Below are 23,234 nucleotides of genomic sequence, written 5' to 3'. Positions count from 1 at the left end.
CGGCTCAGTGGGTGCCGGCGCCGACCTTGGGCAGTTCGGTGCTGACCCCGGGGTCGCCGGCGTCGGCCGTGTAGTCCGAGGGCGAGGTCTCGTCGACGCCCTCGGGGGCCTTGACGGCCTTGAGGACGAAGGTGAGGACCACGGTGACCAGGACGTTGAGCAGGAAGGCGGTGAGGCCGATGTAGCCGATCTCGCCGATGCCGGGGATCTCGGCGGAGGAGCCGCCGAAGTGCTTCTGCTTCGGCGTCGACACGTTGTACGCGGCGATCGTGCCGTACGCCATGCCGACGGCCCAGCCGGCGAGCAGCGCCCAGCGGTGGAACCAGCGGGTGAAGAGGCCGCCGACCAGCGCCGGGAAGGTCTGGAGGATCCAGATGCCGCCGAGGAGCTGGAAGTTGATGGCGACCGTCTTGTCCATGGTGAGGACGAAGACGAGGGCGCCGACCTTCACCAGGAGGGACACCAGCTTGGAGACCTTGGTCTCCTGGGCGGGGGTGGCGTCGGGCTTGATGAAGTCCTTGTAGATGTTGCGGGTGAAGAGGTTGGCCGCGGCGATCGACATGATCGCGGCCGGGACGAGGGCGCCGATGCCGATGGCGGCGAAGGCGACGCCCGCGAACCAGTCGGGGAACATGTCCTCGAAGAGCTGCGGGATGGCGAGCTGGCCGTTCTCGACCTTGATCCCGGCGGCGATCGCCATGAAGCCGAGCAGCGCGAGCAGGCCCAGCATCAGCGAGTAGAGCGGCAGGATCGTGGTGTTGCGGCGGATGACCTCGCGGCTCTTGGACGACAGGGTCGCCGTGATCGAGTGCGGGTACATGAAGAGCGCGAGGGCCGAGCCGAGCGCGAGCGTGGCGTAGGTCCACTGGCCGGCCTCGACCGGCACGAGCCCGCCCGTCTTGTTGGCGGTGAACTTGTCGTTCGCCGCGTCGAAGATCGCGTCGAAGCCGCCCAGCTTGATCGGGATGTAGATGATCGCCACCGCGATGACGAGGTAGATCAGGGTGTCCTTGACGAAGGCGATGAGCGCGGGCGCGCGCAGGCCGGAGGAGTACGTGTACGCCGCGAGGACGCCGAAGGCGATGAGCAGCGGCAGGTCCTTGACGAACCAGTGGGTGTTCTCGCCGCCGCCGACGCCCATCACGTCCAGGACGGCCTGGATGCCGACGAGTTGGAGCGCGATGTACGGCATCGTGGCGAGGATGCCGGTGACCGCGACCGCGAGGGAGAGGCCCTTGGAGCCGAAGCGGCCGCGGACGAAGTCGGAGGTGGTCACGTACCCGTGCTTGTGCGAGACGGACCACAGGCGCGGCAGGAAGGTGAAGATCAGCGGGTAGACCAGGATCGTGTACGGCACGGCGAAGAAACCGGCCGCGCCCGCCGCGTAGATGGCGGCGGGGACGGCGACGAAGGTGTACGCCGTGTAGAGGTCGCCGCCGAGCAGGAACCAGGTGACCCAGGTGCCGAACGAGCGGCCGCCCAGGCCCCATTCGTCGAGGCTGTTCTCATTCTCCGCCCGCCGCCATTTCGCGGCGAGGAATCCCATGACCGTGACGGCGAGGAAGAAGAAGACGAAGACGCAGAGCGCGACGACGTTGACGTCCTTCATCGTCCCTCACCGCCGTTCCGGGTGTGGCGGGCGCGCTGGTCGCGCTGCCAGAGCTTGTAGGCGACGACGGTGAGCGCGGTGGAGACCAGCACCCAGAGCATCTGGTACCAGTAGAAGAAGGGAATTCCGGCGAGAAGGGGCTCGGTCTTCGCATAGGAGCCGACCCAGAGCATCGCGACGAAAGGTGCGACCAGACAGAGCGCGATGACGATCCTGACCGGTGTGATGACCGGTTGTTTCCCGGTTGTGGCTTCTGACATGGTGAGAAAGTCCCCTCGCTGTTCACCTGTTAATGCCGAGGAAATTTAGGGGACAGCACCGCCTGTTGTAACCCCGGTCCGAATAACGGACGTGTATCGGGAGGGTCTCGGCGTCTGCCGGAGCCCCGGGAAATGAAGTGCCCCGACACATCACACGGATGTGCCGGGGCGGTGGTTCAGAGCGATTTTCAGCCGTTGGGACGCTGGAGTCGGGCGACGAACTTGTAGCGGTCGCCGCGGTAGACCGAGCGCACCCACTCCACCGGTTCGCCCTGGGCGTCCAGCGAGTGACGGGAGAGCATCAGCATCGGCAGGCCGACGTCGGTGCCGAGCAGTCCGGCCTCGCGGGGGGTCGCCAGCGAGGTCTCGATGGTCTCCTCGGCCTCGGCGAGGTGCACGTCGTAGACCTCCGCCAGGGCGGTGTAGAGCGAGGTGTACTTGACCAGCGAACGGCGCAGCGCGGGGAAGCGCTTGGCCGAAAGGTGGGTGGTCTCGATCGCCATCGGCTCGCCGTTCGCCAGCCGGAGGCGCTCGATGCGCAGCACCCGTCCGCCGGCGGAGATGTCGAGCAGTCCGGCGAGGGTGTCGTCGGCGGTCACGTAGCCGATGTCCAGGAGCTGCGAGGTGGGTTCGAGGCCCTGGGCGCGCATGTCCTCGGTGTACGAGGTGAGCTGCAGGGACTGCGAGACCTTGGGCTTCGCCACGAAGGTGCCCTTGCCCTGGATGCGCTCCAGCCGGCCCTCGACGACCAGCTCCTGGAGCGCCTGGCGCACGGTGGTGCGCGAGGTGTCGAACTCGGCCGCGAGCGTCCGCTCCGGCGGCACCGGGGTACCGGGGGGAAGGGTCTCCGTCATGTCGAGGAGGTGCCTTTTCAGCCGGTAGTACTTCGGGACGCGCGCGGTACGGGTCGCCACTCCGCCCTCTGTCTCCGTGCTGCCCGCCTCCGTCGCCATGGCCTGCCTTCCCGACTGTGCTGCTGCCGTCACCGGCTCCTCCGTCTGTCGCGGCTCACATGGTGGCACGGACCGGTCACGGGTCGTCGGCCTCCCTCAGGTGTCGGTCCGATAACGGACCCGACTGCCCTTCTTATACACCCTTGACACCCCCAAAGGTCTAGGCCAAGCTCCGGTTACTGGTCTAAACCACTTAAGGCCAGGTCCCAGCCCCACGAGCACTACCTGACGTATGTCTTCGCGCGGTGGGCAGGGGTTGCAGGCATCCCTGAGGAGGGTGGCGTGAAGCGCAAGCTCATCGCGGCGATCGGCGTCGCGGGCATGATGGTCTCTATCGCTGCGTGTGGCGGTTCCGACAGCGGTGACAAGAAGGACGAGACCAAGGGGGGCGGCGACAAGTCGCTGACCGTCTGGGTGATGGACGGCTCCGCTCCCAAGGAGTGGATCGACGGCGTCAACAAGGAGTTCGAGGCCGCCCACCCCGGCACCAAGGTCAAGGTCGAGGTCCAGCAGTGGACCGACATCCAGACCAAGGTCACCACCGCCCTCTCCGAGGACACCCCGCCGGACGTCCTGGAGCTCGGCAACACCCAGACCACGGGCTACGCCGTCACCGGCGGCCTCGCGGACCTCACCGCCGACAAGGACAAGCTGGGCTACGCCAACTGGAGCAAGGGCATGCTGCCCTCCGCCGAGCTGGACGGCAAGCTCTACGCCGCCCCGTGGTGGGCCGCCAGCCGCGTCGTGATCTACGACAAGGCCGCCTTCAAGAAGGCCGGCGTCACCCCGCCGAAGACCCGCGACGAGTGGATCGACGGCCTGAAGAAGCTCAAGGCCTCCGACGCCAAGTCGCAGCCCATCTACCTCCCGGGCCAGAGCTGGTACGTCCTCGCCGGCTTCCTGTGGGACGAGGGCGGCGAGCTCGCCGTCAAGGACGGCGACAAGTGGAAGGGTGGCCTGGCCACCCCGCAGGCCGCCGCCGCCATGAACTTCTACAAGGAGCTGCAGTCCTTCTCGACCGCTCCGAAGGACAAGGACGAGGCCACCCCGCAGCAGTCCGTCGACGTCGTGCCCAAGGGCGGCGTCTCGTCCTGGATCGGTCTCGGCTGGGAGGCCGGCGGCGCGATCGCCGCCATCGAGAAGGCCGGCAAGAAGGCCGACCTCGGCTACTTCCCGATCCCGGGCAAGACGGCCGACAAGCCGGGCTCCGTCTTCTTCGGCGGCTCGAACCTCGCCGTCTCCGAGCGCTCCAAGAACCAGGAGCTCGCGAAGGAGTGGCTGGCCTTCGTCACCAACAAGAAGCAGCTGGAGTCGTACGGCACCGCGAACAAGGGCGGCATCATCCCCGTCGACCCGTCCGCGCAGGTCCAGCCGGAGGCCGGCTCCTTCGCGGAGGCCATGGTCAAGGTCGCCGAGGTCGGTCGCATCACCCCCATCACGGGCGGCTGGGCCAACGTCGAGACCGAGCCCAACCCGATCAAGGGCTACATGACCAAGGTCCTGAAGGGCGAGGACCCGCAGAAGGCCGGCGAAGAGGCCGACAAGGTCATCGCCGAGCGCATCAACCAGCAGTAATCCCACCCCGGTGGCGTGGCCGGCTTCCCCCGGCCGCGCCACCTGGGCGTTGCAGTGATTGCGGCCCGCTCCCCCGGGCCGCGCCCCGGTGGGCGCGGGAGCCCCAGAACCGCGAGGAAGAAGACCATGACCGTGGACTCCCAGGGGACGGCGACCGCCGGTTCCCAGGACGCGCCCGGGAGGGCGGCAGGGAAGTCGCAGACTCCGCCACCCCCTTCCGGCGCGAAGGAAGCCCTTCAGCCCTCGCGCGGCAGACGTTCGCTGCCCGGCGGGCTGCTGCCGTACCTGCTCGTCACGCCCGCCCTGCTGTCCATGGCGGTGCTGCTGCTCTACCCGCTGATCAGCAATCTGATCCTCTCCTTCCAGTCGGTCAACCGGCGTGAACTGATCCGCCGCGAGACCCCCTGGGTCGGCTTCGACAACTACACGGAGCTGCTGGGGAACTCCGAGTTCTGGACCGTCGTCGTCCGCTCGGTCGCCTTCACCGCCGCCAACGTGGCGCTGATCATGGCGATCGGCACCGGCATCGGCCTCCTCCTCAACCGCCTCGGCAAGAAGATGCGGCTGGTGCTCTCCCTGGCCCTCGCCTTCGCCTGGGCCATGCCGATCGTCGCCTCCGTCACCGTCTTCCAGTGGCTCTTCGACGAGCAGTTCGGCGTCGTCAACTGGCTGATGCGCACGCTCGGCTTCTCCGGCTACGAACAGCACAACTGGTTCGAGACCGGCTTCTCCACCTTCGTGATCATCACGGTCCTGGTCGTGTGGGGCTCCGTCCCCTTCGTCGCCCTCAACATGTACGCCGGCCTCACCACCGTGGGCACCGAGCTGTACGAGGCGGCCCGCATGGACGGCGCGAGCGGCTGGCGGACCTTCTGGGCGGTCGTCTTCCCGAACCTGAAGCCCTTCTTCATGATCACCACCTTCCTGGAGGTGATCTGGGTCTTCAAGGCGTTCACCCAGGTCTACGCCATGAACGCCGGCGGCCCCGACCGGACCACCGAGACCCTTCCCGTCTTCGCGTACATCGAAGGCATGAGCCAGCAGCACTACGGCGTCGCGGCGGCCATCTCGATCCTCACGATCGTGATGCTCCTCGTGGCCATGTCCTTCTACTTCCGCCTGATCCTGAAGCAGGAGGACGAGCAGTGAGCACCACCACCCCCAGCCCCAAGGCGCCGGCCGCCCCGGCCCTGGCCCCGCAGAAGCTGCGCACCCGCAAGCCGCTGACCGTCGGCGCCGTGGCGAAGAACGCCACCGCGCTCGTCCTGGCCGTGATCTTCGTCTTCCCGGTCTACTGGATGTTCTCGTCCTCGCTGAAGCCGCAGAGCGAGATCCTCTCCAAGGACCCGGTCTTCCTCTTCACGCCGACCTTCGAGAACTACTCGACGGCCACCGGGGTCGACCTGTTCTGGACGTACGTCACCAACAGCCTCGTCGTCACCGTCGGTGCCGTCCTGCTGGCCCTGCTCGTCGCGCTCGCCGCGAGCTTCGCGATCGCCCGCATGAAGTTCAAGGGCCGCAAGGGCATCGTCCTCATCGTGATGATGGCGCAGATGGCCCCCTGGGAGGTCATGGTCATCGCGATGTACATGATCGCCCGTGACAACGACATGCTGAACAGCATCCCGCTGCTCACCGCGATCTACTTCGTGATGGTCCTGCCCTTCACCATCTGGACCCTGCGCGGCTTCATCGCCGCCGTCCCGGTCGAGCTGGAGGAGGCCGCCCAGATCGACGGCTGCACCCGCGGCCAGGCCTTCCGCAAGGTCATCTTCCCGCTGCTCGCCCCGGGCCTGATGTCCACCTCGCTCTTCGGCTTCATCACGGCCTGGAACGAGTTCGCGATGGTCCTCGTGCTCAACAAGGACAAGACGAACCAGACCCTCACGCTCTGGCTCACCCAGTTCCAGACCGCGTTCGGCGACGACTGGGGCGCCACCATGGCCGCCTCCACGCTCTTCGCCCTCCCGGTGCTCATCGTCTTCCTCTTCCTCCAGCGCAAGGCCGTCGGCGGCATGACCGCCGGCGCGGTGAAGGGATAACGGCGCCATGACCACACTCGTACACGGCTCGGACACCCTGACCCGCGACGCGCTCACGGTGCTCCAGCCCGGCTTCGAGGGCACCACCGCCCCCGACTGGCTGCTCCGCCGGATCGGCGAGGGCCTGTCGTCCGTCGGCCTCTTCGGCCGCAACGTCGCCGGACCCGAGCAGCTCGCCCGCCTCACCGCCCAGCTCCGCGCCGAGCGCGACGACGTCCTCGTCGCCATCGACGAGGAGGGCGGCGACGTGACCCGCCTGGAGGTCAACGAGGGCTCGTCCTTCCCGGGCAACTACGCCCTGGGCCGGGTCGACGACGTCGAGCTGACCCGGGCCGTCGCCCGCGAGCTCGGCCGCCGGCTCGTCGCCTGCGGCATCGACCTCAACTGGGCCCCCTCGGCCGACGTGAACTCCAACGCCGAGAACCCCGTCATCGGCGTCCGCTCCTTCGGACCGGACCCGGACCTGGTCGCCCGGCACACCGTGGCGTACGTCGACGGCCTCCAGGCCGTCGGGGTCGCGGCCTGCACCAAGCACTTCCCCGGGCACGGCGACACCAACGTCGACTCGCACGACGCGCTGCCCCGGATCGATGTGGACCTCGCCACACTGCACGCCCGTGAGCTGGTGCCTTTCCGCGCGGCCATCGCCGCGGGTACCAAAGCGGTCATGAGCGCGCATATCCTGCTCTCCGCGCTCGACGCCCACCGTCCGGCCACCCTGAGCCCGCAGATCCTCACCGGTCTGCTGCGCCAGGAGCTGGGCTTCGACGGGCTGATCGTCACCGACGGCATGGAGATGCAGGCCGTCGCGGCGACCTACGGCATCGAGCGCGGATCCGTCCTCGCGATCGCGGCGGGCGCCGACGCCATCTGCGTCGGCGGCGGGCTGTGCGACGAGGGCACCGTACTGCGCCTGCGCGACGCGCTGGTCGACGCGGTACGGACCGGTGAACTGCCCGAGGAGCGGCTGGCCGACGCCGCGGCGCGCGTGCGCGCCCTGGCGGCCTGGACCCAGGCGCACCGGGCGAGGGGGGCTGGGTCGGTGCCGGGCGCGGCAGTGCAGGAGGGGACCGCGCCCGGTGCCGACATCGGACTCGTGGCGGCCCGCCGGGCCCTGCGGATCACCAAGGGGGACGGGCTCTACGTCCCCGTGTCGAGCGCGCCGTTCGTCGCCTCCTTCACCCCGGTGGCCAACTTCGCCGTCGGCGACGAGACCCCGTGGGGCGTCGCCGCCGAGCTGGACCGGCTGCTTCCGGGCACGGAGTCGGGCTCCTTCGACGCGGAGGGCACCGTCGACTCGGTGCTCGCGGCGGCGGGGGAGCGGCGGATCGTCGCGGTCGTCCGCGACCTCCACCGCCACCCGTGGATGACGGCCGCGCTGGACGGCCTGGTGGCCGCCCGCCCGGACACCGTCGTCGTCGAGATGGGCCTCAACGAGGCGGAGCCGCGCGGCGCCCTGCACATCGCCACGCACGGCGCGGCCCGGGTCTGCGGCCGTGCCGCGGCCGAGGCCGTGGTCGGCACCGGCGCCTGACGGACACCCGTACGCGAAGGGGCCCGGCACCTGAACAGGTGCCGGGCCCCTTCCGTGCGCCGGAGGGCGATCCGGGGCCTCCCCGGGTCCGGGAGATCCGGGGAGGACCCCGGGATCAGATGCCCTGCCAGGCCGGCTTGGCGGCGTAGGTGTGGCGGAAGTAGTCCGCGAGCTTCAGCTTGGAGGCGGCGGCCTCGTCCACGACCACGGTGGCGTGCGGGTGGAGCTGGAGCGCGGAGGCCGGCACGAGTGCCGCGACGGGGCCCTCGACGGTCTGCGCGACGGCCTCGGCCTTGCCCTCCCCGGTGGCGAGCAGCACCAGGTGGCGGGCCTCCAGGATGGTGCCGATGCCCTGGGTGATGACGTGGTGCGGCACCTGCTCGATGTCGTCGTCGAAGAAGCGCGCGTTGTCCACCCGGGTCTGCTCGGTGAGCGTCTTGATCCGGGTGCGGGAGGCGAGCGAGGAGCACGGCTCGTTGAAGCCGATGTGCCCGTCGGTGCCGATGCCGAGGATCTGGAGGTCCACGCCGCCGGCCTCGGCGAGCGCCTTGTCGTACGCCTCGCAGGCCGCCTGGACGTCCTCGGCGGAGCCGTCGGGGCCCATGAAGTGGTCCTCGGTGAGGCCCAGCGGCTCCACGACCTGGCGCAGGACGGTCGAGCGGTACGACTCCGGGTGCCCGGCGGGCAGGCCGACGTACTCGTCCAGCTGGGCGATGCGGGCCCGCGAGGCGTCGACGGAGCCGGCCCGGACCCGGGCGGTCAGGGCGTCGTAGATCGGGATCGGGGTCGAGCCCGTGGCCACGCCGAGCAGCGCGTCGGGCTTGCGGCGCAGGAGGTCGGCGATGCCGTCCGCGATGAGCTCGCCGCCGGCCTTGGCGTCCTTGACGATGACAACTTCCACGCTGTGCCTGCCGATCTGGTGAGGGGCTGGGGAGGGGCCATGTGGTATAGACCAATCAAAGTCCAAATCTAGCAGAGGGAAGCCCGTCCCCTCATGCTGTTCCGCACCCCGGACGGCCCGCACTTTCCGGCCCCTCCATCGTCGGCCGCACGCCACCCCCCAGCCACTCGGACCCCACCCGGCGACCGCCGATCGGGTCCCGCCCACCCGCCGGGTCCGGGCCCACCCGTCGGGCTCACCCGCCGGGTCCGGGCCCGCCCCTCTCGGTGCCCCCGTGATCTCCTCGGGCCCGGTCTCCTGAGGTCCCCCAACCTCCTCGTCCCCCCCAACCTCCTCAGCCCCCCGACCTCCTCGCCCTCTCGGCCCCTCAGGTCATCGAACCCCCCGTGGCGTCGATCCAGGCCCCCGTCACCCAGCGCGCGTCGTCGGAGGCCAGGAAGGCCACCACGTCGGCTATCTCGGCCGTGCTCCCGATCCCGCCCAGCGCCGAGTACGCCGCCGCCCGCGCGCGGGCCTCCTCGTCGCCGTCCAGCCAGGCCGTGTTGTCCGTGGCCACGACCCCGGGCGCCACCGAGTTGACCGTGATCGCGCGCGGGCCCAGCAGCTTCGCCAGGTCGCGGGTCAGGACGTCCAGGGCCGCCTTCGACATCGAGTAGGCGAGCAGGTCCGGCATCAGCGCGCTCCTGCTCAGCCCCGTCGACACGTTGACGATCCGGCCCCCGTCCCGCAGCCGCTCCGCCCCCAGCCGGGCGAGGAAGAAGGGCGCCTTCGTGTTCACCGCGAAGACCCGCCCGAACTCCTCCTCGGTGATCGTCGCGAAGGGGCTCGACGCGCCGATCCCCGCGTTGTTCACCAGGATGTCCAGGCCGTCCGCGTGGGCGTCGAAGGCGGCCCACAGGGCCTCGGCGTCGCCCGGCACGCCCAGCTCCTGCCCCAGCGCGAAGGCCTCCCCGCCGGCGGCCTCGATCGCGGCGACCGTCTCCTTCGCCGCCGCCTCGTTCGTCCCGTAGTGCACGGCGACCCGCGCCCCGTCCCGGCCCAGCCGCTCGGCGATCCCCCGTCCGATGCCCCGGCTCCCGCCCGTGACCAGTGCCGTCCTGCCCGTGAGCACGCCCATGGCGACGCCCCCCATTCCCTAGTGGTCGTTACAGAAAGAACCGTACCACCTTCTTTAGCGGCCGCTATAGAATTGGCGTCATGACGACAGGACAGCGCGGCCGACCGCGTTCCTTCGACCGGCCGACGGCGCTGGAGCGGGCCACGATGGCCTTCTGGGAGCACGGGTACGAGACGACCTCGGTCTCCGACCTGACCCGGGCGATGGGCATCAGCGCGCCGAGCCTCTATGCCGCCTTCGGCGACAAGCGGACGCTCTTCGAGGAGGTCGTGGCGGAGTACGTGCTCTCGCACGGGGCCTTCGGGACCCGCGCCTTCGAGGAGGAGCCGACGGCCCGCGCCGGTGTCGCGCGGATGCTCCGCGAGGCGGCCGTCCACTACACCGCGCCCGGTCACCCCCGCGGCTGTCTGGTGATCTCCGCGGCGACCAACTGCTCCACCCCCGAGGTCGAGGAGGCCCTGCGGGCCCGGCGCAACGCCAATCTGGCCGCCATCGAGGACCGCATCCGCCGGGACGTCGACGCCGGCGCGCTCCCCGGGGACGCCGACCCGCGCACCCTCGCGCGCCTGAGCGGGGCCGTGCTCCAGGGCATGTCCCAGCAGGCCCGCGACGGGGCGACGGAGGAGGAGCTCGCGGCGGTGGCGGAGTCGGCGATGCTGGCCTGGCCGCCCGCCTGAGAGTCCGTGCGAAGGAGGGGGGCGGGTGGCGCGCCCCGGAGAAGACCGCGGGCCGCGGCGCCCGGCGGGACCCTCAACCCGCCCGGCACCGCAGCCCGGGTGTGCCCGGCCGGGGGTGTGCGGTCCCTCGGCCGTGAAGGGAGGTCTCGGCGCAGTCAGGGCAGAGAGCGCCGGGTACCTCGTCCATCCTCCTGTGCGGGGAGGATGGAGGCTGTGTGGAGTTCTGGATTCATTGTGGGCTAGACCATTCTTGTCTGTCCATCCACCTGAACGCGGTGTTTCCGGGCCCATCCTCCAACACGCGGCCCCGGAGATCCAGGTTCACCGGCCGTTAATTCCACGGGTACGCTCGCACCGTGCCCTCCATGAACGACCTCGTCCGCCAGCACACCGCCCTGAGCGACTCCGACCTGGAGTGGCTGCACCTGCTGGTGTCGGAGTGGCAGTTGCTCTCCGACCTCTCCTTCGCCGACCTCGTGCTGTGGGTCCCCACCCTCGACGGCACGCGGTACGTCTCCGTGGCCCAGATGCGGCCCAACACCGGCCCCACCTCCTATCAGGACGACATGGTCGGCCACCTGGTCCCGCGCGGCCGCCGCCCGCTCCTGGACGCCGCCCTCGACGAGGGCCGGATCGTCCGCGAGGGCGACCCGGAGTGGCGCGAGGAGGTCCCGGTCCGGGTCGAGTCCATCCCGGTCCGCCGCGAGGGCCGGGTCCTGGGCGTGATCGCCAGGAACACCAACCTGCTGACCGTCCGCACCCCCTCCCGGCTGGAGCTCACCTACCTCCAGTCGGCCTCGGACCTGGCCCAGATGATCGCGGCCGGCACCTTCCCCTACCCCGGCGAGCAGTCCGACATGGACTCCCTGCCGCGCGCGGGCGACGGGCTGGTCCGCCTGGACGCCGACGGGGTCGTCCAGTACGCCTCGCCCAACGCCCTCTCCGCCTACCACCGGCTCGGTCTCGCCGCCGACCTGGTCGGCCAGCACCTCGGGCAGATCACCGCCGACCTGGCCCCCTCCCGGGGTCCCGTCGACGAGGCCCTGGTCAAGCTGGCCTCCGGCTACGCCCCCCGGAACTTCGAGGTGGAGGGCAGCGGCGGCGTGATCCAGCTGCGCTCCATCCCGCTCAAGCCCAAGGGCACCCGCATCGGTTCCCTGGTCCTCCTCCGGGACGTCACCGAACTGCGCCGCCGCGAGCGCGAGTTGATCACCAAGGACGCCACCATCCGGGAGATCCACCACCGGGTGAAGAACAACCTCCAGACGGTGGCTGCCCTGTTGCGCCTCCAGTCCCGCCGGATGGACTCGGTGCGGGGCCGGGAGGCGCTCAACGAGGCGGTCCGGCGCGTCGGTTCGATCGCCATCGTCCACGAGACGCTGTCCCAGAACCTGGACGAGCGGGTGGAGTTCGACGAGATCGCGGACCGGGTCATCGCGATGGTGGCCGAGATCTCCCCGGGCAAGGTCACCTGCCGGCGCAACGGCCGCTTCGGCATCCTGGACGCGGAGGTCGCCACCCCGCTCTCCATGGTCCTCACCGAGATCCTGCAGAACGCCCTGGAGCACGCCTTCGCCCCCGGCGAGCACGGCACGGTGGAGGTGAGCGCGGTCCGCGGCGAACCCCGCCCCGACGCCCGGCTGCTCATCACCGTGCGGGACGACGGCCGGGGCCTGCCCGAGGACTTCGACCCGCAGAAGGCGGGCAACCTCGGCCTCCAGATCGTACGGACCCTGGTGGAGGGGGAGTTGGGCGGCACCTTCGACATGCGGCCGGCCGGCGAGGGCGGTACGAAGGTGGTCCTGGACATCCCGGTGCGCCCGCAGAAGTAGCCCGTACGGCACGGGCGTCGGCCGTCGCGCGCGGCGCGACGCGGCCGTCACGCACAGCAGCGAGCCCCGGACCGAGGTAAATCCGGTCCGGGGCTCGAATGCTGTGGGGTACTGCTTTTTACTGCTGCGCGCTGCGGCTCGGGGGGGGCGGTGAATGCGTACACGGTGTACGCGCCGCGTGCCTCAGGCTGTGCAGGTGGCTCAGGCGCTGGCGTTGCGCGCCCGGTTGCGGGCGGCGCGGCGCTTCATTGCGCGGCGCTCGTCCTCGCTGAGGCCACCCCAGACGCCGGAGTCCTGGCCGGACTCGAGCGCCCACTGCAGGCACTGCTCCATGACGGGGCAGCGGCGGCAGACGGCCTTGGCTTCCTCGATCTGCAGCAGCGCAGGACCGGTGTTGCCGATGGGGAAGAACAGCTCGGGGTCTTCCTCACGACAAACGGCGTTGTGACGCCAGTCCATGGCTGCTACCTCTCTTGGTTATTACGTGCAAGTTGCTTGTGAATGTGAACGCTTTCACGAATCCCTCAACAAGTGAAGGGCCGACTGCCGGATGAACCGGTGTGGTCCTTGGTTTGAGGAGGGGTTCTGGCTCTCAGTGGAGGCCGGTCTTGCGGGCCGTCCCGATCGCCAAGAAGAGACTCGCAAACCTCGGCAGCGGATACAACCCCTTCTGGAAAGTTTTTTTTGATTCCTCGGTGTCGGCTAGGTCACAGCCGTACTTCTAAGGGGTGGATGCGCGCCTAAACGTTCGAGTGCAAGGACTTTGGGCCCTTCCACTCACACAATCACACGCAGTGCACGGCGTACGCCTGTGAACGTCACGCTCGTACGCAGCCCGAGGTGGTCTCCGTCCATCTGGAGGGGGAGGGGAACCTTCGAATGCAAGGTGAAGTCGGTGAGATCGTGCAGGGTCACCGCGTGCTTGCCGCGAGGCCCCTTCTCGGGGCTCGAAGTGAGCAGCTGGGTGGCGTACCGGGCCACCGCCGGAGTGGAGAGCCGGCTCAGTCCGAGCACGTCGAGAGCGGTCTCGAAGGACGCCTCCGGGGACGCGTACACCGGGCGATTGCCCAGGTAGGTCCAGGGGGAGGTGTTGCAGATTATGGAGAGGACCAGGTCCTCCACCGGCTCGGCGCCGGGCCGCTCCAGGGTGATCGTCCCGTGCCGGCGGTGCGGCTCCTCCAGGAACTGGCGGAGCACCTGGCGCAGATAGAGGGCGTGCGTGGACCGCTTGCCGCGCTCGCGCTGCTGTTCGACCCGGCCGACCACGCCGGCGTCGAAGCCGAGACCGGCGCAGAAGGTGAACCAGCGGGCCGGCACCTCCTCGTCCGGGGTGCCCGGCGTCCCCGAGGCGAGCCCGAGGCTCACCGTCCGGGTCCGCTGCTCGCGCAGCGCGTCCAGCAGGGCGCCGGTCGCCTCCACGGCGTCGTTCGGCAGTCCCAGCGCGCGGGCGAAGACGTTGGTCGAACCGCCGGGCACCACCGCGAGGCCCGGCAGCCGGTCCGGGTCGGGCCCGTCGTGCAGCAGCCCGTTCACGACCTCGTTCACCGTGCCGTCGCCGCCGAGGGCCACGACCAGGTCGATCTCCCCGGACTCCGCGGCCCGCCTGCCGAGGTCCCGGGCGTGCCCGCGGTACTCGGTGCTGACGGCCTCCAGCTTCATCTCGCTCGCCAGCGCGTGGATCAGCACGTCCCGGGTGCGGGCACTGGTGGTGGTGGCTGCCGGGTTGACCACGAGAAGTGCGCGCATGACCGCCAGCGTACCTACCCGGCGGTACCGATCCCACTCCCGCCCGATACCCGGACACCTCCCGCGGCCCGGTCCCGGGGACCGGACGGAGCGCCGGGGGCCGGGCCCCGGGGGAGCGGGCGGCGACCCGGGTCCCGGGGTGGCCGGGACGGCGCGGGTCCGGGGCGGCGGGACGACTCCGGTCCCGCCCCGGCCGCGACGGCGCGGGGTCCGGGGCGGCCGGGGCGGCCGGGACGGCGCGGGGTCCGGACCCGGCCCGCCGGGCGGTCCCGTTACGCTGCCCTGCATGAGCAGTACGGAGCAGACCCCCCGCCCCGCCCGCCTGGCCGCCGCCGCGGGCGTGGCCCTCGTCGAGGCCCTCGGGCTCCTCGCCGGCGGCGTCTACATGCTGGTGCGCGCGCTCACCGGCGACGGCGGGGACCTCACGAGCGGGGCGACGGGCGCGGTGACCGTGATCGCGCTCGGGCTGATTCCGCTGGCCGCCGCCCGCGGCCTGTGGCGGATGCGGTCCTGGAGCCGCGGCCCCGCCGTCATCACCCAGATCCTCGCCCTGCCGGTGGCCTGGCAGATGCTCCAGACCGACGGGGTGATCCCCGCCGGGATCGTCCTCGCCGTCCTGGCCGTGACCGGGCTCGTCCTCCTGGTGAACCCGGCCACGACCGAGGCGCTCGGCATCCGGCGTCCCGGCCAGGACGCCCCGTAGCCCCCGCCCCTACTCCTCCACCAGGAGCTTCTCCCGGAGCGACGCCAGGGTCCTGGCCAGCAGCCGGGAGACGTGCATCTGCGAGATGCCGACCTCCTGCGCGATCTGCGACTGGGTCATGTTCCCGAAGAAGCGCAGCAGCAGGATCCGCTTCTCCCGGGGCGGCAGGCCCTCCAGGAGCGGCTTGAGCGACTCCCGGTACTCGACCCCCTCCAGGGCCTCGTCCTCCGCGCCCAGCGTGTCCGCCACGGCCGGCGACTCGTCGTCCGTGTCCGGCACGTCCAGGGAGAGCGTCGAGTAGGCGTTCGCCGACTCCAGCCCCTCCAGGACCTCCTCCTCGGAGATCCCCAGGCGCTCGGCCAGCTCGTGCACGGTCGGCGACCGGCCGTGCTGCTGCGACAGCTCCGCCGTCGCCGTGGTCAGCGACAGCCGCAGCTCCTGGAGCCGGCGCGGCACCCGCACCGCCCAGCCCTTGTCGCGGAAGTGCCGCTTGATCTCGCCGACCACCGTCGGCGTCGCGTACGTGGAGAACTCCACGCCCCGCTCCGGGTCGAACCGGTCCACCGACTTGATCAGGCCGATCGTCGCCACCTGTGTCAGGTCGTCCAGCGGCTCGCCGCGGTTGCGGAAGCGCCGCGCCAGGTGCTCGACCAGCGGCAGGTGCATCCGCACCAGCCGGTTGCGCAGCTCGGCCTTCTCCGGGGAGCCCTCCGGCAGCGACCGCAGTTCCACGAAGAGCGCGCGGGCGCCGCTGCGGTCCTGCGGGTGACGTCCGTGGGCGACGCCTTCGACGGCGCCGTCGTCCCCGCCGTCCTCGTCCCCGCCGTCCGCTTCCCCGTCGCCGGGGGCTTCGCCGGCCGCCGGCCCGGCCTCGTCCGCAGCCCCGTCGGCGAGGGGCGCGGCCTCGGCCCCGGCGGCCGGAGCCGGCCCGGGGGGAGCCTCGTCGTGCTGCTGCTCGTGCTCGCTCATCTGGTCCGCCTGCTGCTCCGTAGCGACCTCATGCGGCCGTGCCTGCTGCCCAGGGATGCCGGCCGTCGCGTCCCCGCTCCTCACGCCGGGCCTGGCCCCGCGCCGCGCTGTTTGTACAGGCTGATCGACACCGTGTTGTCCTCCGCGACCGTGGACTCCACCTTCCCGGCCAGCGCCGACAGCACCGTCCAGGCGAAGGTGTCCCGCTCGGGCGCCCGGCCGTCCGTGGTCGGCGCGGACACGGTCACGTCGAGGGAGTCGTCCACCAGCCGGAAGACGCAGCTCAGGACCGAGCCGGGCACCGCCTGCTGGAGCAGGATCGCGCAGGCCTCGTCCACCGCGATCCGCAAGTCCTCGATCTCGTCGAGGGTGAAGTCCAAGCGCGCCGCGAGACCGGCCGTGGCCGTACGCAGCACGGACAGATAGGCACCCGCAGCGGGCAGCCGGACTTCCACGAAGTCCTGGGTCCCGGGCTCGCCTGCGATCTGGGACACCCTCACCTCCAAGGTGGCACAAGCTCGTTCGGGGCCCGGGGGGAAGGCCCCCGGACCTGGCGGTCGCGCAGGGGCTGCGCGGTCCGCCGTGACGCTATCGCGATCCATCCTGCCGTGTCGCCGCGGGCGACCGGCCCCCTGCCGCCCCCCGTCACTCATGGTAGGCCCAGGGGTGCGGACGGTGGCCAGGGGTGCGCGGTGACCGAAAACGGCGACCGGCAGGAGGGGTGACGTACCCAACGGGCCACCCGTCGAACCGCACCGGCCCGAGCCGGACCGGTCGAACCGCACGGGACCCGTCCGACCGCTCCGGACCGCGTCGAACCGCTCCGGCCCCGTCCGACCGCTCCGACCGCTCCGGACCGGGGGAGCGGTCTCAGACCAGGGCCTCGTCCACGAAGCACCAGCGCCACGCCTCGCCCGGCTCGAAGGTCCGCATCACCGGATGCCCGGTCGCCCCGAAGTGCCCGGTCGCGTGCCGCCCCTGCGAGGAGTCGCAGCAGCCCACGTGCCCGCAGGTCAGGCAGAGCCGCAGCTGCACCGGGTTCGTCCCGTCCGCCAGGCACTCGGGACAGGTCTCGTGGAGCGGGGCCGGCTCGGGGCGCGGCATTTCTGCTACGTGCGGGCACTCGATCATGATGGCCAGGGTACGGGGCGGACCGCCCGGACCGGACGGACGAGACGCACGACGGAGAGACGGGACGGCGAGGGACGGCATGGACGCACTCCGGCTGGTGGCACTGGTGGCGGCGAGCGCGGCGGTGGCGGGATTCGCCCGCCGGACCCCCGTACCGGCCCCGCTCCTCCTCGTCGCGGTCGGCCTGGTCGCCTCGTACGTCCCCGGCGTCCCCGACTACACCCTCGACCCGCACATCGTGCTGCCGCCGCTCCTCTACACGGCCGCCGTCGAGTCCTCCTACCTGGACCTGCGGGCCAACATCCGGCCGGTGGCGCTGCTCTCCGTCGGGTACGTCCTCTTCGCCACCGTGGCCGTCGGCTGGCTCGCCTACGTCCTCGTGCCCGACCTGCCGCTGACCGCCGCCCTCGTCCTCGGCGCGGTGGTCGCCCCGCCGGACGCGGTGGCCGCCACCGCCATCGCCCGCCGCCTCGGCCTGCCGCACCGGATCACCACGATCCTCCAGGGCGAGTCCCTGGTGAACGACGCCACCGCGATCACCGCCTACAAGGTGGCCCTCGCCGCCGCCGTCGGCGAGGCCGTCAGCTGGGCCGGCGGCCTCGGCGAGTTCGCGCTCGCCGCGGTCGGCGGCATCGGCGTCGGCCTGGTCCTCATGGTCCCCATCCACTGGCTGCGGACCCGCCTCACCGAACCCCTGCTCCAGAACACCCTCTCCCTGCTGATCCCCTTCGTCGCCTACGCGGCGGCCGAGGAGGTCCACGCCTCCGGGGTGCTCGCCGTCGTCGTGGTCGGCCTCTTCCTCGGGCACAAGGCGTGGAAGGTCGACTTCGCCACCCGCCTCCAGGAGGAGGCGGTGTGGAAGATGGTCGCCTTCGTCCTGGAGTCCGCCGTCTTCGCCCTCATCGGCCTCCAGCTGCCCTACGTCGTCCAGGGGCTCGGCCCCTACGGCGTCGGGGAGGCGCTCTGGTACGCCTTCGGGGTCTTCGTCTTCGTCGTCGTGGTCCGCTTCGTCTGGGTCTTCCCGGCGACCTTCCTGCCCCGCTGGCTCTCCGCCGGGGTCCGGGAGCGCGAGCCGGGCGTCGACTGGAAGGCGCCCGTGGTCGTCGGCTGGGCCGGCATGCGCGGCGTGGTCTCCCTCGCCATCGCCTTCTCCATCCCCGTCGTCACCGACGGCGTCGAGTTCCCCGCCCGCAACCTGGTCCTCTTCCTCACCTTCACCACCGTCATCGCCACCCTCGTCGTCCAGGGCCTCACCCTGCCCCCGCTGATCCGCGCCCTGAAGCTCCCCGGCCGCGACCGCCACCAGGAGACCCTGGCCGAGGCGCAGGCCCAGAACGAGGCGTCCAGGGCCGCGGAGGCCCGCCTCGACGCGCTCCTCGCCGACGAGCGCAACGCCCTGCCCGGCCCCCTCGCCGACCGCCTCCGCACGGTCCTGGAGCGCCGCCGCAACAGCGTCTGGGAGCGGCTCGGCGCGGTCAACGAGCTCACCGGGGAGACCGCGGACGACACCTACCGGCGGCTCTCCCGGGAGATGATCGAGGCCGAGCGGGAGGTCTTCGTCCGGCTCCGCGACGAGCGCCGGATCGACGACGAGATGATGCGCACCCTCCTGCGCCGCCTCGACCTGGAGGAGGCCGCCGCCTACCGCGAGGAGACCGACTGATCGCGGGCCCCGGTGACCACCGCCGCGATCCGGGTCCCGGACGGGAAGGCGCCCTCCTCGGCGAGGGACACCAGTGCGAGGAGCATTTTGGCGACATACAACCGCTCGATGGCGAGTCCATGCCGCGCCTCGAAGTCCTGTGCGAACGCGTCGAGCTCCGGGGTCGTCCGGCCGTAACCGCCGCAGTGGAAGCGCTCGTCCAGCCGCCAGTCGCCGCGCGGACCGCCGAAGGCGGCCTCCTGGAGGGCCCGCACCTCGCCGCCGAGGAAACCGCCCCGCAGGACCGGCACCCCCAGGGTCCGGCCGTCGAAACCGGCCGCGAGGCCCGCCAGGGTGCCGCCCGTGCCGCAGGCCACCGCGGCCACGTCGGCCCGGCCGGACAGCTCGCCGCCGAGCGCCGCGCACCCCTGGGCCGCGAGCGCGTTGCTGCCGCCCTCGGGCACCACGTACGTCCCCTCCGGGGCCCGCTCCAGGAAGCCCGCGAGCACCTCCGGCTCGTGCTTCGCCCGGTACGCGGAGCGGGTCGCGAACTCCAGCCGCATCCCGTCCGCGGCGCACCGCGCCAGCGAGGGGTTCAGGGGCCGGCCGGCCAGCTCGTCGCCGCGCACGATCCCGATCGTGGGGAAGCCGAGCAGCCGGCCCGCGGCGGCGGTGGCCCGCAGGTGGTTGGAGTACGCGCCCCCGAAGGTCAGCACCGGCCGCCCGGCGGCGGCGCGCAGGTTGAGGGCGAGCTTGCGCCACTTGTTGCCCGGCAGGTCGGGGTGGATGAGGTCGTCCCGCTTGAGCAGCAGCGTCAGCCCGCGCCGGGCGAAGCGCTCGTCCGCCACCGCCTCCAGGGGCGAGGGGAGCCGGGGCCGCAGGGCGGAGGGGTCGTACGTGTCCACCCGCCCATTCTCCCGGCCGCCGGGGACGGCACGCGCGCGTGCCCGGGGGGCCGGTCCGTTCCCCGCACGCGCGCGTGCACGGGGCGGCGGGGCCGCCGTCCCGGGCGTGCCGCCCGGCTCCCGCGTACGGCCTCGAACCGGCCCCCGCCGTCCCGTGGGTACGCGCGCGTGCCCGGCCCGTTCTCCTCGTGCACGCGCGCGTGCCCCGGCTCTCAGCGGAGCAGGTCGGCGATCCGCTCGCGCATCGAGGCCATGGTGAAGCCGCGCGGGTCGACCTTCCCCGGCTGCCACTCCCGGTGCCCGATCACCGAGCGGTGGGTCCAGCCGTGCGCCCGGCAGAGCGCCGCGGACGCCTTCGCGATGGCCTCCAGCTGGACCTTGGGCCAGGGGTCCTTCCCGTCGCCGAGGTTCTCGCACTCGAAGCCGTAGAAGTGCCGGTTGCCGTCGGTGGTGGCCTCGTCGTCCGGCGGCAGGCTGTGCTCGGCGATCACGGCGCGCAGCACCTCGTCGTCGCCGAGCCCGGCGTGGTTGGCGCGGCCGTGGCCGACCAGGTGGACCGTCCCGTCCTTGGCGATGACGCCGTGACAGAGCGGGCCCGGCAGCCCCTCGTAGCCGTCCCGGCAGATGCGGACGGTGTGTGCGGTGCCCCGGGTGACGGTGTGATGGATCATCACCCCGTGCACCGGGCCCCAGGGACCCTTGTGATTCCTGTTGTGAGTGGTCCAGTCGCCGACCTCGACGACCGTCAGTCCCTCGCCGCGCAGTGCGGAGAGGATCCTGCTCGCGGACAGCGGAACCGCCATGGCGTGCTCCTTCCAGAGGGAGGCCCGGCCCCGGAGCACCGGGCCCCGGAGTGCCGGACCTCCGGCGTACCGAACTTCCGGAGTACCGGACTCCGCTCTTCCGCTGCCATCCGTTCGGACGGTGTGCGAGCCGATCCGGACAATCCGGCCGGGTCCCGCGCTCCACCGTCCGGAGGGAAAACGGCCGACATGCCCCGGAGATCACCGAACAGTCCCACCCGATTGTGTAATGGCGCGGGCACGTTCCGTGCTGAAAGGCTTCCTTCCGCACGCCAGACGTACGAGAGGGAGTTCCATGTCCGTTGGTTCGGTCGGCGACGAGGTCCTCGCGGAGCGGGCTCCGCGGCGGAGTCTCGGCACCGCTGCCGCGCGGAACCTCGCCTCGACCACCAGGTCGGCCCCGCAGGTGCAGGAGATCTCCTCCCGCCGGCTGCTGCGGACGCTGCCCCGGGTCGAGGCGAAGGGCGGTGCCTACCGGGTCGACCGGCGGCTCGGCCACGCCGTGGGCGACGGCCGCGTCACCTTCGTCCAGACCGGCGAACGGGTCGCCGTCATCCCCGCCGAGCTCGGCGAACTCCCGGCCCTGCGCGGGTGCGAGGACGAGGAGGTCTCCGCCGAGCCGCCCGCCCGCCGCGTCCAGCGTCAGGTGACTGCCGCGGGCACCAGCTCGATCGTCTGCATGCGCACCGGCGGGTCCGACCAGGGCGTCATCGGCCTGCACCGGACGGGCCTGCCCGACGAGGTGGAGCCCGGCCTCTCCGTCCGCTTCACGGGGATCGGCGAGCAGGCGATCGTCTCCTACCTGGTCACGACCTGCTACTCCGCGGCGGTCCTCGTGCCCGACGCGCTCGGCGTCCTGGAGAGCGTCGAGATCAGCCGCCGGCGCTGAGCCCCGGGCGGGCCGGGGCCCCACCCCCGGCCCGCCCGGCCGCCGCGCGCCGGACCGGCCGTGCGGCGCGACCGCCCGTGAGAGCGGGACCGGCGCGCGCCGGACCGGCGGGGAAAGCACGACCGCCCGTGAAGCGCGACCAGCCGTGGACGCGACCAGCCGTGAAGAAGGATGAAGAAGACGTGACCCTGACGAGCGCGGACCCGGTCACCGACGGGCCGGGGGCCGTGGCGCTCCTCGACCGCACGAGGACCGCCGTCGACCCCCAGATCCGCTCCACCGTCGAGACCCTCCCGGGCTCGATACGGCGCGTGGCGATGTACCACTTCGGCTGGGAGGACGCCGACGGGACCCCCGCCACCGGCCCGGCCGGCAAGGCGATCCGGCCGGCCCTGGTGCTGGCCGCCGCCCGGGCCCTGGGCGCCGCGGAGGCGCAGGCGGTGAAGGCGGCCGCGGCCGTGGAGCTGGCCCACAACTTCACCCTGCTCCACGACGACATCGTCGACCAGGACCCGACCCGCCGTCACCGGCCCACCGCCTGGACCGTCTTCGGCATTCCCGACGCCCTCATGGCCGGCGACGCCATGAACGCGCTGGCGCTCCGAGTGCTCGCCGAGGACCCGCACCCGGCCTCCGCCGCGGCCACCGCGCGCCTCGCCGCCTGCGTCATCGAGCTCTGCGCGGGCCAGCAGGCGGACTGCGCCTTCGAGACCCGCGGCCCCCGCGAGGTCTCCCTCGACGAGTGCGTCGCCATGGCCATCGGCAAGACCGGTGCCCTGCTGGGCTGTTCCTGCGCCCTCGGTGCGCTCTACGCGGGCGCGGGGGAGGAGGAGGTCGCGGCGCTCGACTCCTTCGGCCGCGAGGCCGGACTCGCCTTCCAGCTGATCGACGACCTCATCGGCATCTGGGGCGACCCGGAGCACACCGGCAAGCCGGCCGGCGCCGACCTGGTCGCGCGCAAGAAGTCGCTGCCCGTCGTCGCGGCCCTCGCCTCCGGCACCGCCGCCGGGGAGGAGCTGGCCGAGCTGTACTCCCGTCCGGTCCTGGACGAGCGGGGGGTGCGGGCCGCGGCCGACGCCGTGGAGCGGGCGGGCGGCCGGGACTGGGCGCAGGTCCAGGCGGCCGACCGGATGGGCCGCGCCGTCGAGCACCTGGCGCGGGCGGTCCCGGACCTCTCGGCGGCCGGGGACCTGCTGGCCCTCGCGGAGTTCGTGACCCGGAGGACCCGCTGACAGCTGACAGCTGACGGGAGGACGCCGGTCTCGGGGCTTGCGTGACCACTACAGATGAAGCACTATGTCTGTCGTGGTCGCGCTCGCGGCCGTGCCCCGAGAGAAGACAGGACCCGGTTTGCGCAAGCTCACCTACTTCGTCGCCTGCACCATCGACGGCTTCATCGGCGACCCCGAGGGCGACGCCACCTCCACGTACTCCTACGTCACGGGCGAGTTCCTGGAGTTCCTCACGACCGAGTACCCCGAGACCGTCGCCGCCCCCGCGCGGCCGGTCGTCGGCATCGCACCCGACACCCCGAACCGCCGTTTCGACACGGTGGTCCAGGGCCTCGGTTCGTACCGCATCGGCCTGGACGTCGGCGTCACCAGCCCGTACGCCCACCTCCGCGAGTACGTCGCCACCCGCTCGCTCACCGAGTCGCCCGACCCCAACGTCGAGCTGATCGCCGACGACCTCGTCGGCCGGATCCGGAAGCTCAAGGCGGAGGAGGACGGCCTCGACGTCTGGCTCTGCGGCGGCTCCACCGTCGCGGGCGAACTCATCGACGAGATCGACGAGCTGATCATCAAGACCTATCCGCAGGTGTACGGCTCCGGCATGCCGATGTTCGGCGCCGGCTTCGCGCCCCGGGACTTCGAACTGGGGGCCGTCCGCGCCTTCGGCAACGGCGTGCTGGTACGCACGTACACCAGGAAGCGGTAGCGGGCGGC

23 protein-coding genes and 1 pseudogene are annotated in these 23,234 nt (G+C 71.8%); 12 read left to right on the top strand and 12 right to left on the bottom strand.

Annotated features, from left to right (window positions below; all coding sequences use genetic code 11):
- Nucleotides 1-4: 4 nt before the first annotated feature.
- The 3 genes from mctP to IE326_RS06025 all read right to left on the bottom strand — a co-directional run bounded on the left by mctP (nt 5) and on the right by IE326_RS06025 (nt 2,822).
- Nucleotides 5-1,609 (bottom strand): monocarboxylate uptake permease MctP, encoded by a 1,605-nt coding sequence (gene mctP / locus IE326_RS06035; protein WP_190040999.1) that lies wholly within the window; start codon nt 1,607-1,609, stop codon nt 5-7.
- Nucleotides 1,606-1,869: a DUF3311 domain-containing protein gene (locus IE326_RS06030; protein WP_150231571.1), complete on the bottom strand. Its 264-nt coding sequence runs from the start codon at nt 1,867-1,869 to the stop codon at nt 1,606-1,608. The genes mctP and IE326_RS06030 overlap by 4 nt, the downstream gene beginning before the upstream one ends.
- 188 nt (nt 1,870-2,057) lie before the next feature.
- A complete protein-coding gene (locus tag IE326_RS06025) occupies nt 2,058-2,822 on the bottom strand; it encodes a GntR family transcriptional regulator (RefSeq protein WP_030758335.1) in 765 nt (254 codons plus the stop codon).
- A gap of 282 nt (nt 2,823-3,104) precedes the next feature.
- Between IE326_RS06025 and IE326_RS06020 the strand changes: the two genes are divergently transcribed.
- From IE326_RS06020 to IE326_RS06005, 4 genes are all read left to right on the top strand, one after another.
- Nucleotides 3,105-4,397 carry an extracellular solute-binding protein gene (locus IE326_RS06020; protein ID WP_150231573.1) on the top strand — a complete coding sequence of 431 codons (1,293 nt, stop codon included), beginning with the start codon at nt 3,105-3,107 and terminating at the stop codon, nt 4,395-4,397.
- Between the two features lie 126 nt (nt 4,398-4,523).
- Nucleotides 4,524-5,546, top strand: coding sequence for a carbohydrate ABC transporter permease (locus IE326_RS06015; protein WP_150231575.1), 1,023 nt, complete (start codon nt 4,524-4,526; stop codon nt 5,544-5,546).
- 56 nt (nt 5,547-5,602) lie between these two features.
- Nucleotides 5,603-6,439 carry a carbohydrate ABC transporter permease gene (locus IE326_RS06010; RefSeq protein ID WP_150233103.1) on the top strand — a complete coding sequence of 279 codons (837 nt, stop codon included), beginning with the start codon at nt 5,603-5,605 and terminating at the stop codon, nt 6,437-6,439.
- 7 nt (nt 6,440-6,446) lie between these two features.
- Nucleotides 6,447-7,973 carry a glycoside hydrolase family 3 protein gene (locus IE326_RS06005; protein WP_150231577.1) on the top strand — a complete coding sequence of 509 codons (1,527 nt, stop codon included), beginning with the start codon at nt 6,447-6,449 and terminating at the stop codon, nt 7,971-7,973.
- Nucleotides 7,974-8,088: 115 nt separating this feature from the next.
- Here IE326_RS06005 and nagB read toward each other — a convergent pair whose 3' ends face one another.
- Nucleotides 8,089-8,874, bottom strand: coding sequence for a glucosamine-6-phosphate deaminase (gene nagB / locus IE326_RS06000; RefSeq protein WP_150231579.1), 786 nt, complete (start codon nt 8,872-8,874; stop codon nt 8,089-8,091).
- 367 nt (nt 8,875-9,241) lie between these two features.
- Nucleotides 9,242-9,991 carry an SDR family oxidoreductase gene (locus IE326_RS05995; protein WP_190040998.1) on the bottom strand — a complete coding sequence of 250 codons (750 nt, stop codon included), beginning with the start codon at nt 9,989-9,991 and terminating at the stop codon, nt 9,242-9,244.
- Nucleotides 9,992-10,071: 80 nt separating this feature from the next.
- Here IE326_RS05995 and IE326_RS05990 point away from each other — a divergent pair, with 80 nt between their 5' ends.
- Nucleotides 10,072-10,668 (top strand): TetR/AcrR family transcriptional regulator, encoded by a 597-nt coding sequence (locus IE326_RS05990; RefSeq protein WP_190040997.1) that lies wholly within the window; start codon nt 10,072-10,074, stop codon nt 10,666-10,668.
- A gap of 365 nt (nt 10,669-11,033) precedes the next feature.
- Nucleotides 11,034-12,500, top strand: coding sequence for a sensor histidine kinase (locus IE326_RS05985; RefSeq protein WP_150233105.1), 1,467 nt, complete (start codon nt 11,034-11,036; stop codon nt 12,498-12,500).
- A 201-nt stretch (nt 12,501-12,701) separates the two neighbouring features.
- On the opposite strand, the gene IE326_RS05980 is transcribed toward IE326_RS05985, so the two are convergent.
- Nucleotides 12,702-12,959, bottom strand: a complete 258-nt coding sequence (locus IE326_RS05980; RefSeq protein ID WP_003953983.1) for a WhiB family transcriptional regulator — start codon at nt 12,957-12,959, stop codon at nt 12,702-12,704.
- A gap of 318 nt (nt 12,960-13,277) precedes the next feature.
- Nucleotides 13,278-14,246, bottom strand: a complete 969-nt coding sequence (locus tag IE326_RS05975) for a diacylglycerol/lipid kinase family protein (protein ID WP_150231586.1) — start codon at nt 14,244-14,246, stop codon at nt 13,278-13,280.
- A 286-nt stretch (nt 14,247-14,532) separates the two neighbouring features.
- Here IE326_RS05975 and IE326_RS05970 point away from each other — a divergent pair, with 286 nt between their 5' ends.
- Nucleotides 14,533-14,949 (top strand): hypothetical protein, encoded by a 417-nt coding sequence (locus IE326_RS05970; RefSeq protein WP_150231588.1) that lies wholly within the window; start codon nt 14,533-14,535, stop codon nt 14,947-14,949.
- Nucleotides 14,950-14,958: 9 nt separating this feature from the next.
- Here the strand turns inward: IE326_RS05970 and IE326_RS05965 are convergent, their stop codons facing one another.
- From IE326_RS05965 to IE326_RS05955, 3 genes are all read right to left on the bottom strand, one after another.
- Nucleotides 14,959-15,918 (bottom strand): RNA polymerase sigma factor SigF, encoded by a 960-nt coding sequence (locus tag IE326_RS05965; protein WP_373310163.1) that lies wholly within the window; start codon nt 15,916-15,918, stop codon nt 14,959-14,961.
- An 80-nt stretch (nt 15,919-15,998) separates the two neighbouring features.
- Nucleotides 15,999-16,412: an ATP-binding protein gene (locus IE326_RS05960; RefSeq protein ID WP_150231590.1), complete on the bottom strand. Its 414-nt coding sequence runs from the start codon at nt 16,410-16,412 to the stop codon at nt 15,999-16,001.
- Between the two features lie 376 nt (nt 16,413-16,788).
- Nucleotides 16,789-17,049 (bottom strand): UBP-type zinc finger domain-containing protein, encoded by a 261-nt coding sequence (locus IE326_RS05955; protein ID WP_150231591.1) that lies wholly within the window; start codon nt 17,047-17,049, stop codon nt 16,789-16,791.
- 79 nt (nt 17,050-17,128) lie between these two features.
- On the opposite strand from IE326_RS05955, the gene IE326_RS05950 reads away from it, so the two are divergent.
- On the top strand, nt 17,129-18,712 hold the full coding sequence (locus IE326_RS05950; protein WP_190040996.1) for a Na+/H+ antiporter: 1,584 nt from the start codon (nt 17,129-17,131) through the stop codon (nt 18,710-18,712).
- Here IE326_RS05950 and IE326_RS05945 read toward each other — a convergent pair.
- Both IE326_RS05945 and IE326_RS05940 read right to left on the bottom strand, forming a co-directional pair.
- On the bottom strand, nt 18,691-19,596 hold the full coding sequence (locus IE326_RS05945) for a 1-aminocyclopropane-1-carboxylate deaminase/D-cysteine desulfhydrase (protein ID WP_190040995.1): 906 nt from the start codon (nt 19,594-19,596) through the stop codon (nt 18,691-18,693). The two genes, IE326_RS05950 and IE326_RS05945, sit on opposite strands and share 22 nt — an antisense overlap.
- 212 nt (nt 19,597-19,808) lie before the next feature.
- A complete protein-coding gene (locus IE326_RS05940) occupies nt 19,809-20,399 on the bottom strand; it encodes an N-acetylmuramoyl-L-alanine amidase (RefSeq protein WP_190040994.1) in 591 nt (196 codons plus the stop codon).
- A gap of 295 nt (nt 20,400-20,694) precedes the next feature.
- Between IE326_RS05940 and IE326_RS42015 the strand changes: the two are divergent.
- From IE326_RS42015 to IE326_RS05925, 4 genes and pseudogenes are all read left to right on the top strand, one after another.
- Nucleotides 20,695-21,045: pseudogene (locus tag IE326_RS42015) on the top strand (Crp/Fnr family transcriptional regulator); the annotation flags it as partial.
- Between the two features lie 33 nt (nt 21,046-21,078).
- A complete protein-coding gene (locus tag IE326_RS42010) occupies nt 21,079-21,288 on the top strand; it encodes a hypothetical protein (protein ID WP_444545375.1) in 210 nt (69 codons plus the stop codon).
- Nucleotides 21,289-21,470: 182 nt separating this feature from the next.
- Nucleotides 21,471-22,520 (top strand): family 2 encapsulin nanocompartment cargo protein polyprenyl transferase, encoded by a 1,050-nt coding sequence (locus tag IE326_RS05930; RefSeq protein ID WP_190040992.1) that lies wholly within the window; start codon nt 21,471-21,473, stop codon nt 22,518-22,520.
- Between the two features lie 118 nt (nt 22,521-22,638).
- On the top strand, nt 22,639-23,226 hold the full coding sequence (locus tag IE326_RS05925; protein ID WP_190040991.1) for a dihydrofolate reductase family protein: 588 nt from the start codon (nt 22,639-22,641) through the stop codon (nt 23,224-23,226).
- The last annotated feature ends 8 nt before the right edge of the window (nt 23,227-23,234 follow it).

Source organism: Streptomyces filamentosus, assembly GCF_014654895.1.
GTDB classification, from domain to species: Bacteria; Actinomycetota; Actinomycetes; order Streptomycetales; family Streptomycetaceae; genus Streptomyces; species Streptomyces filamentosus.
This window is presented reverse-complemented; position numbering and strand designations above follow the sequence as displayed.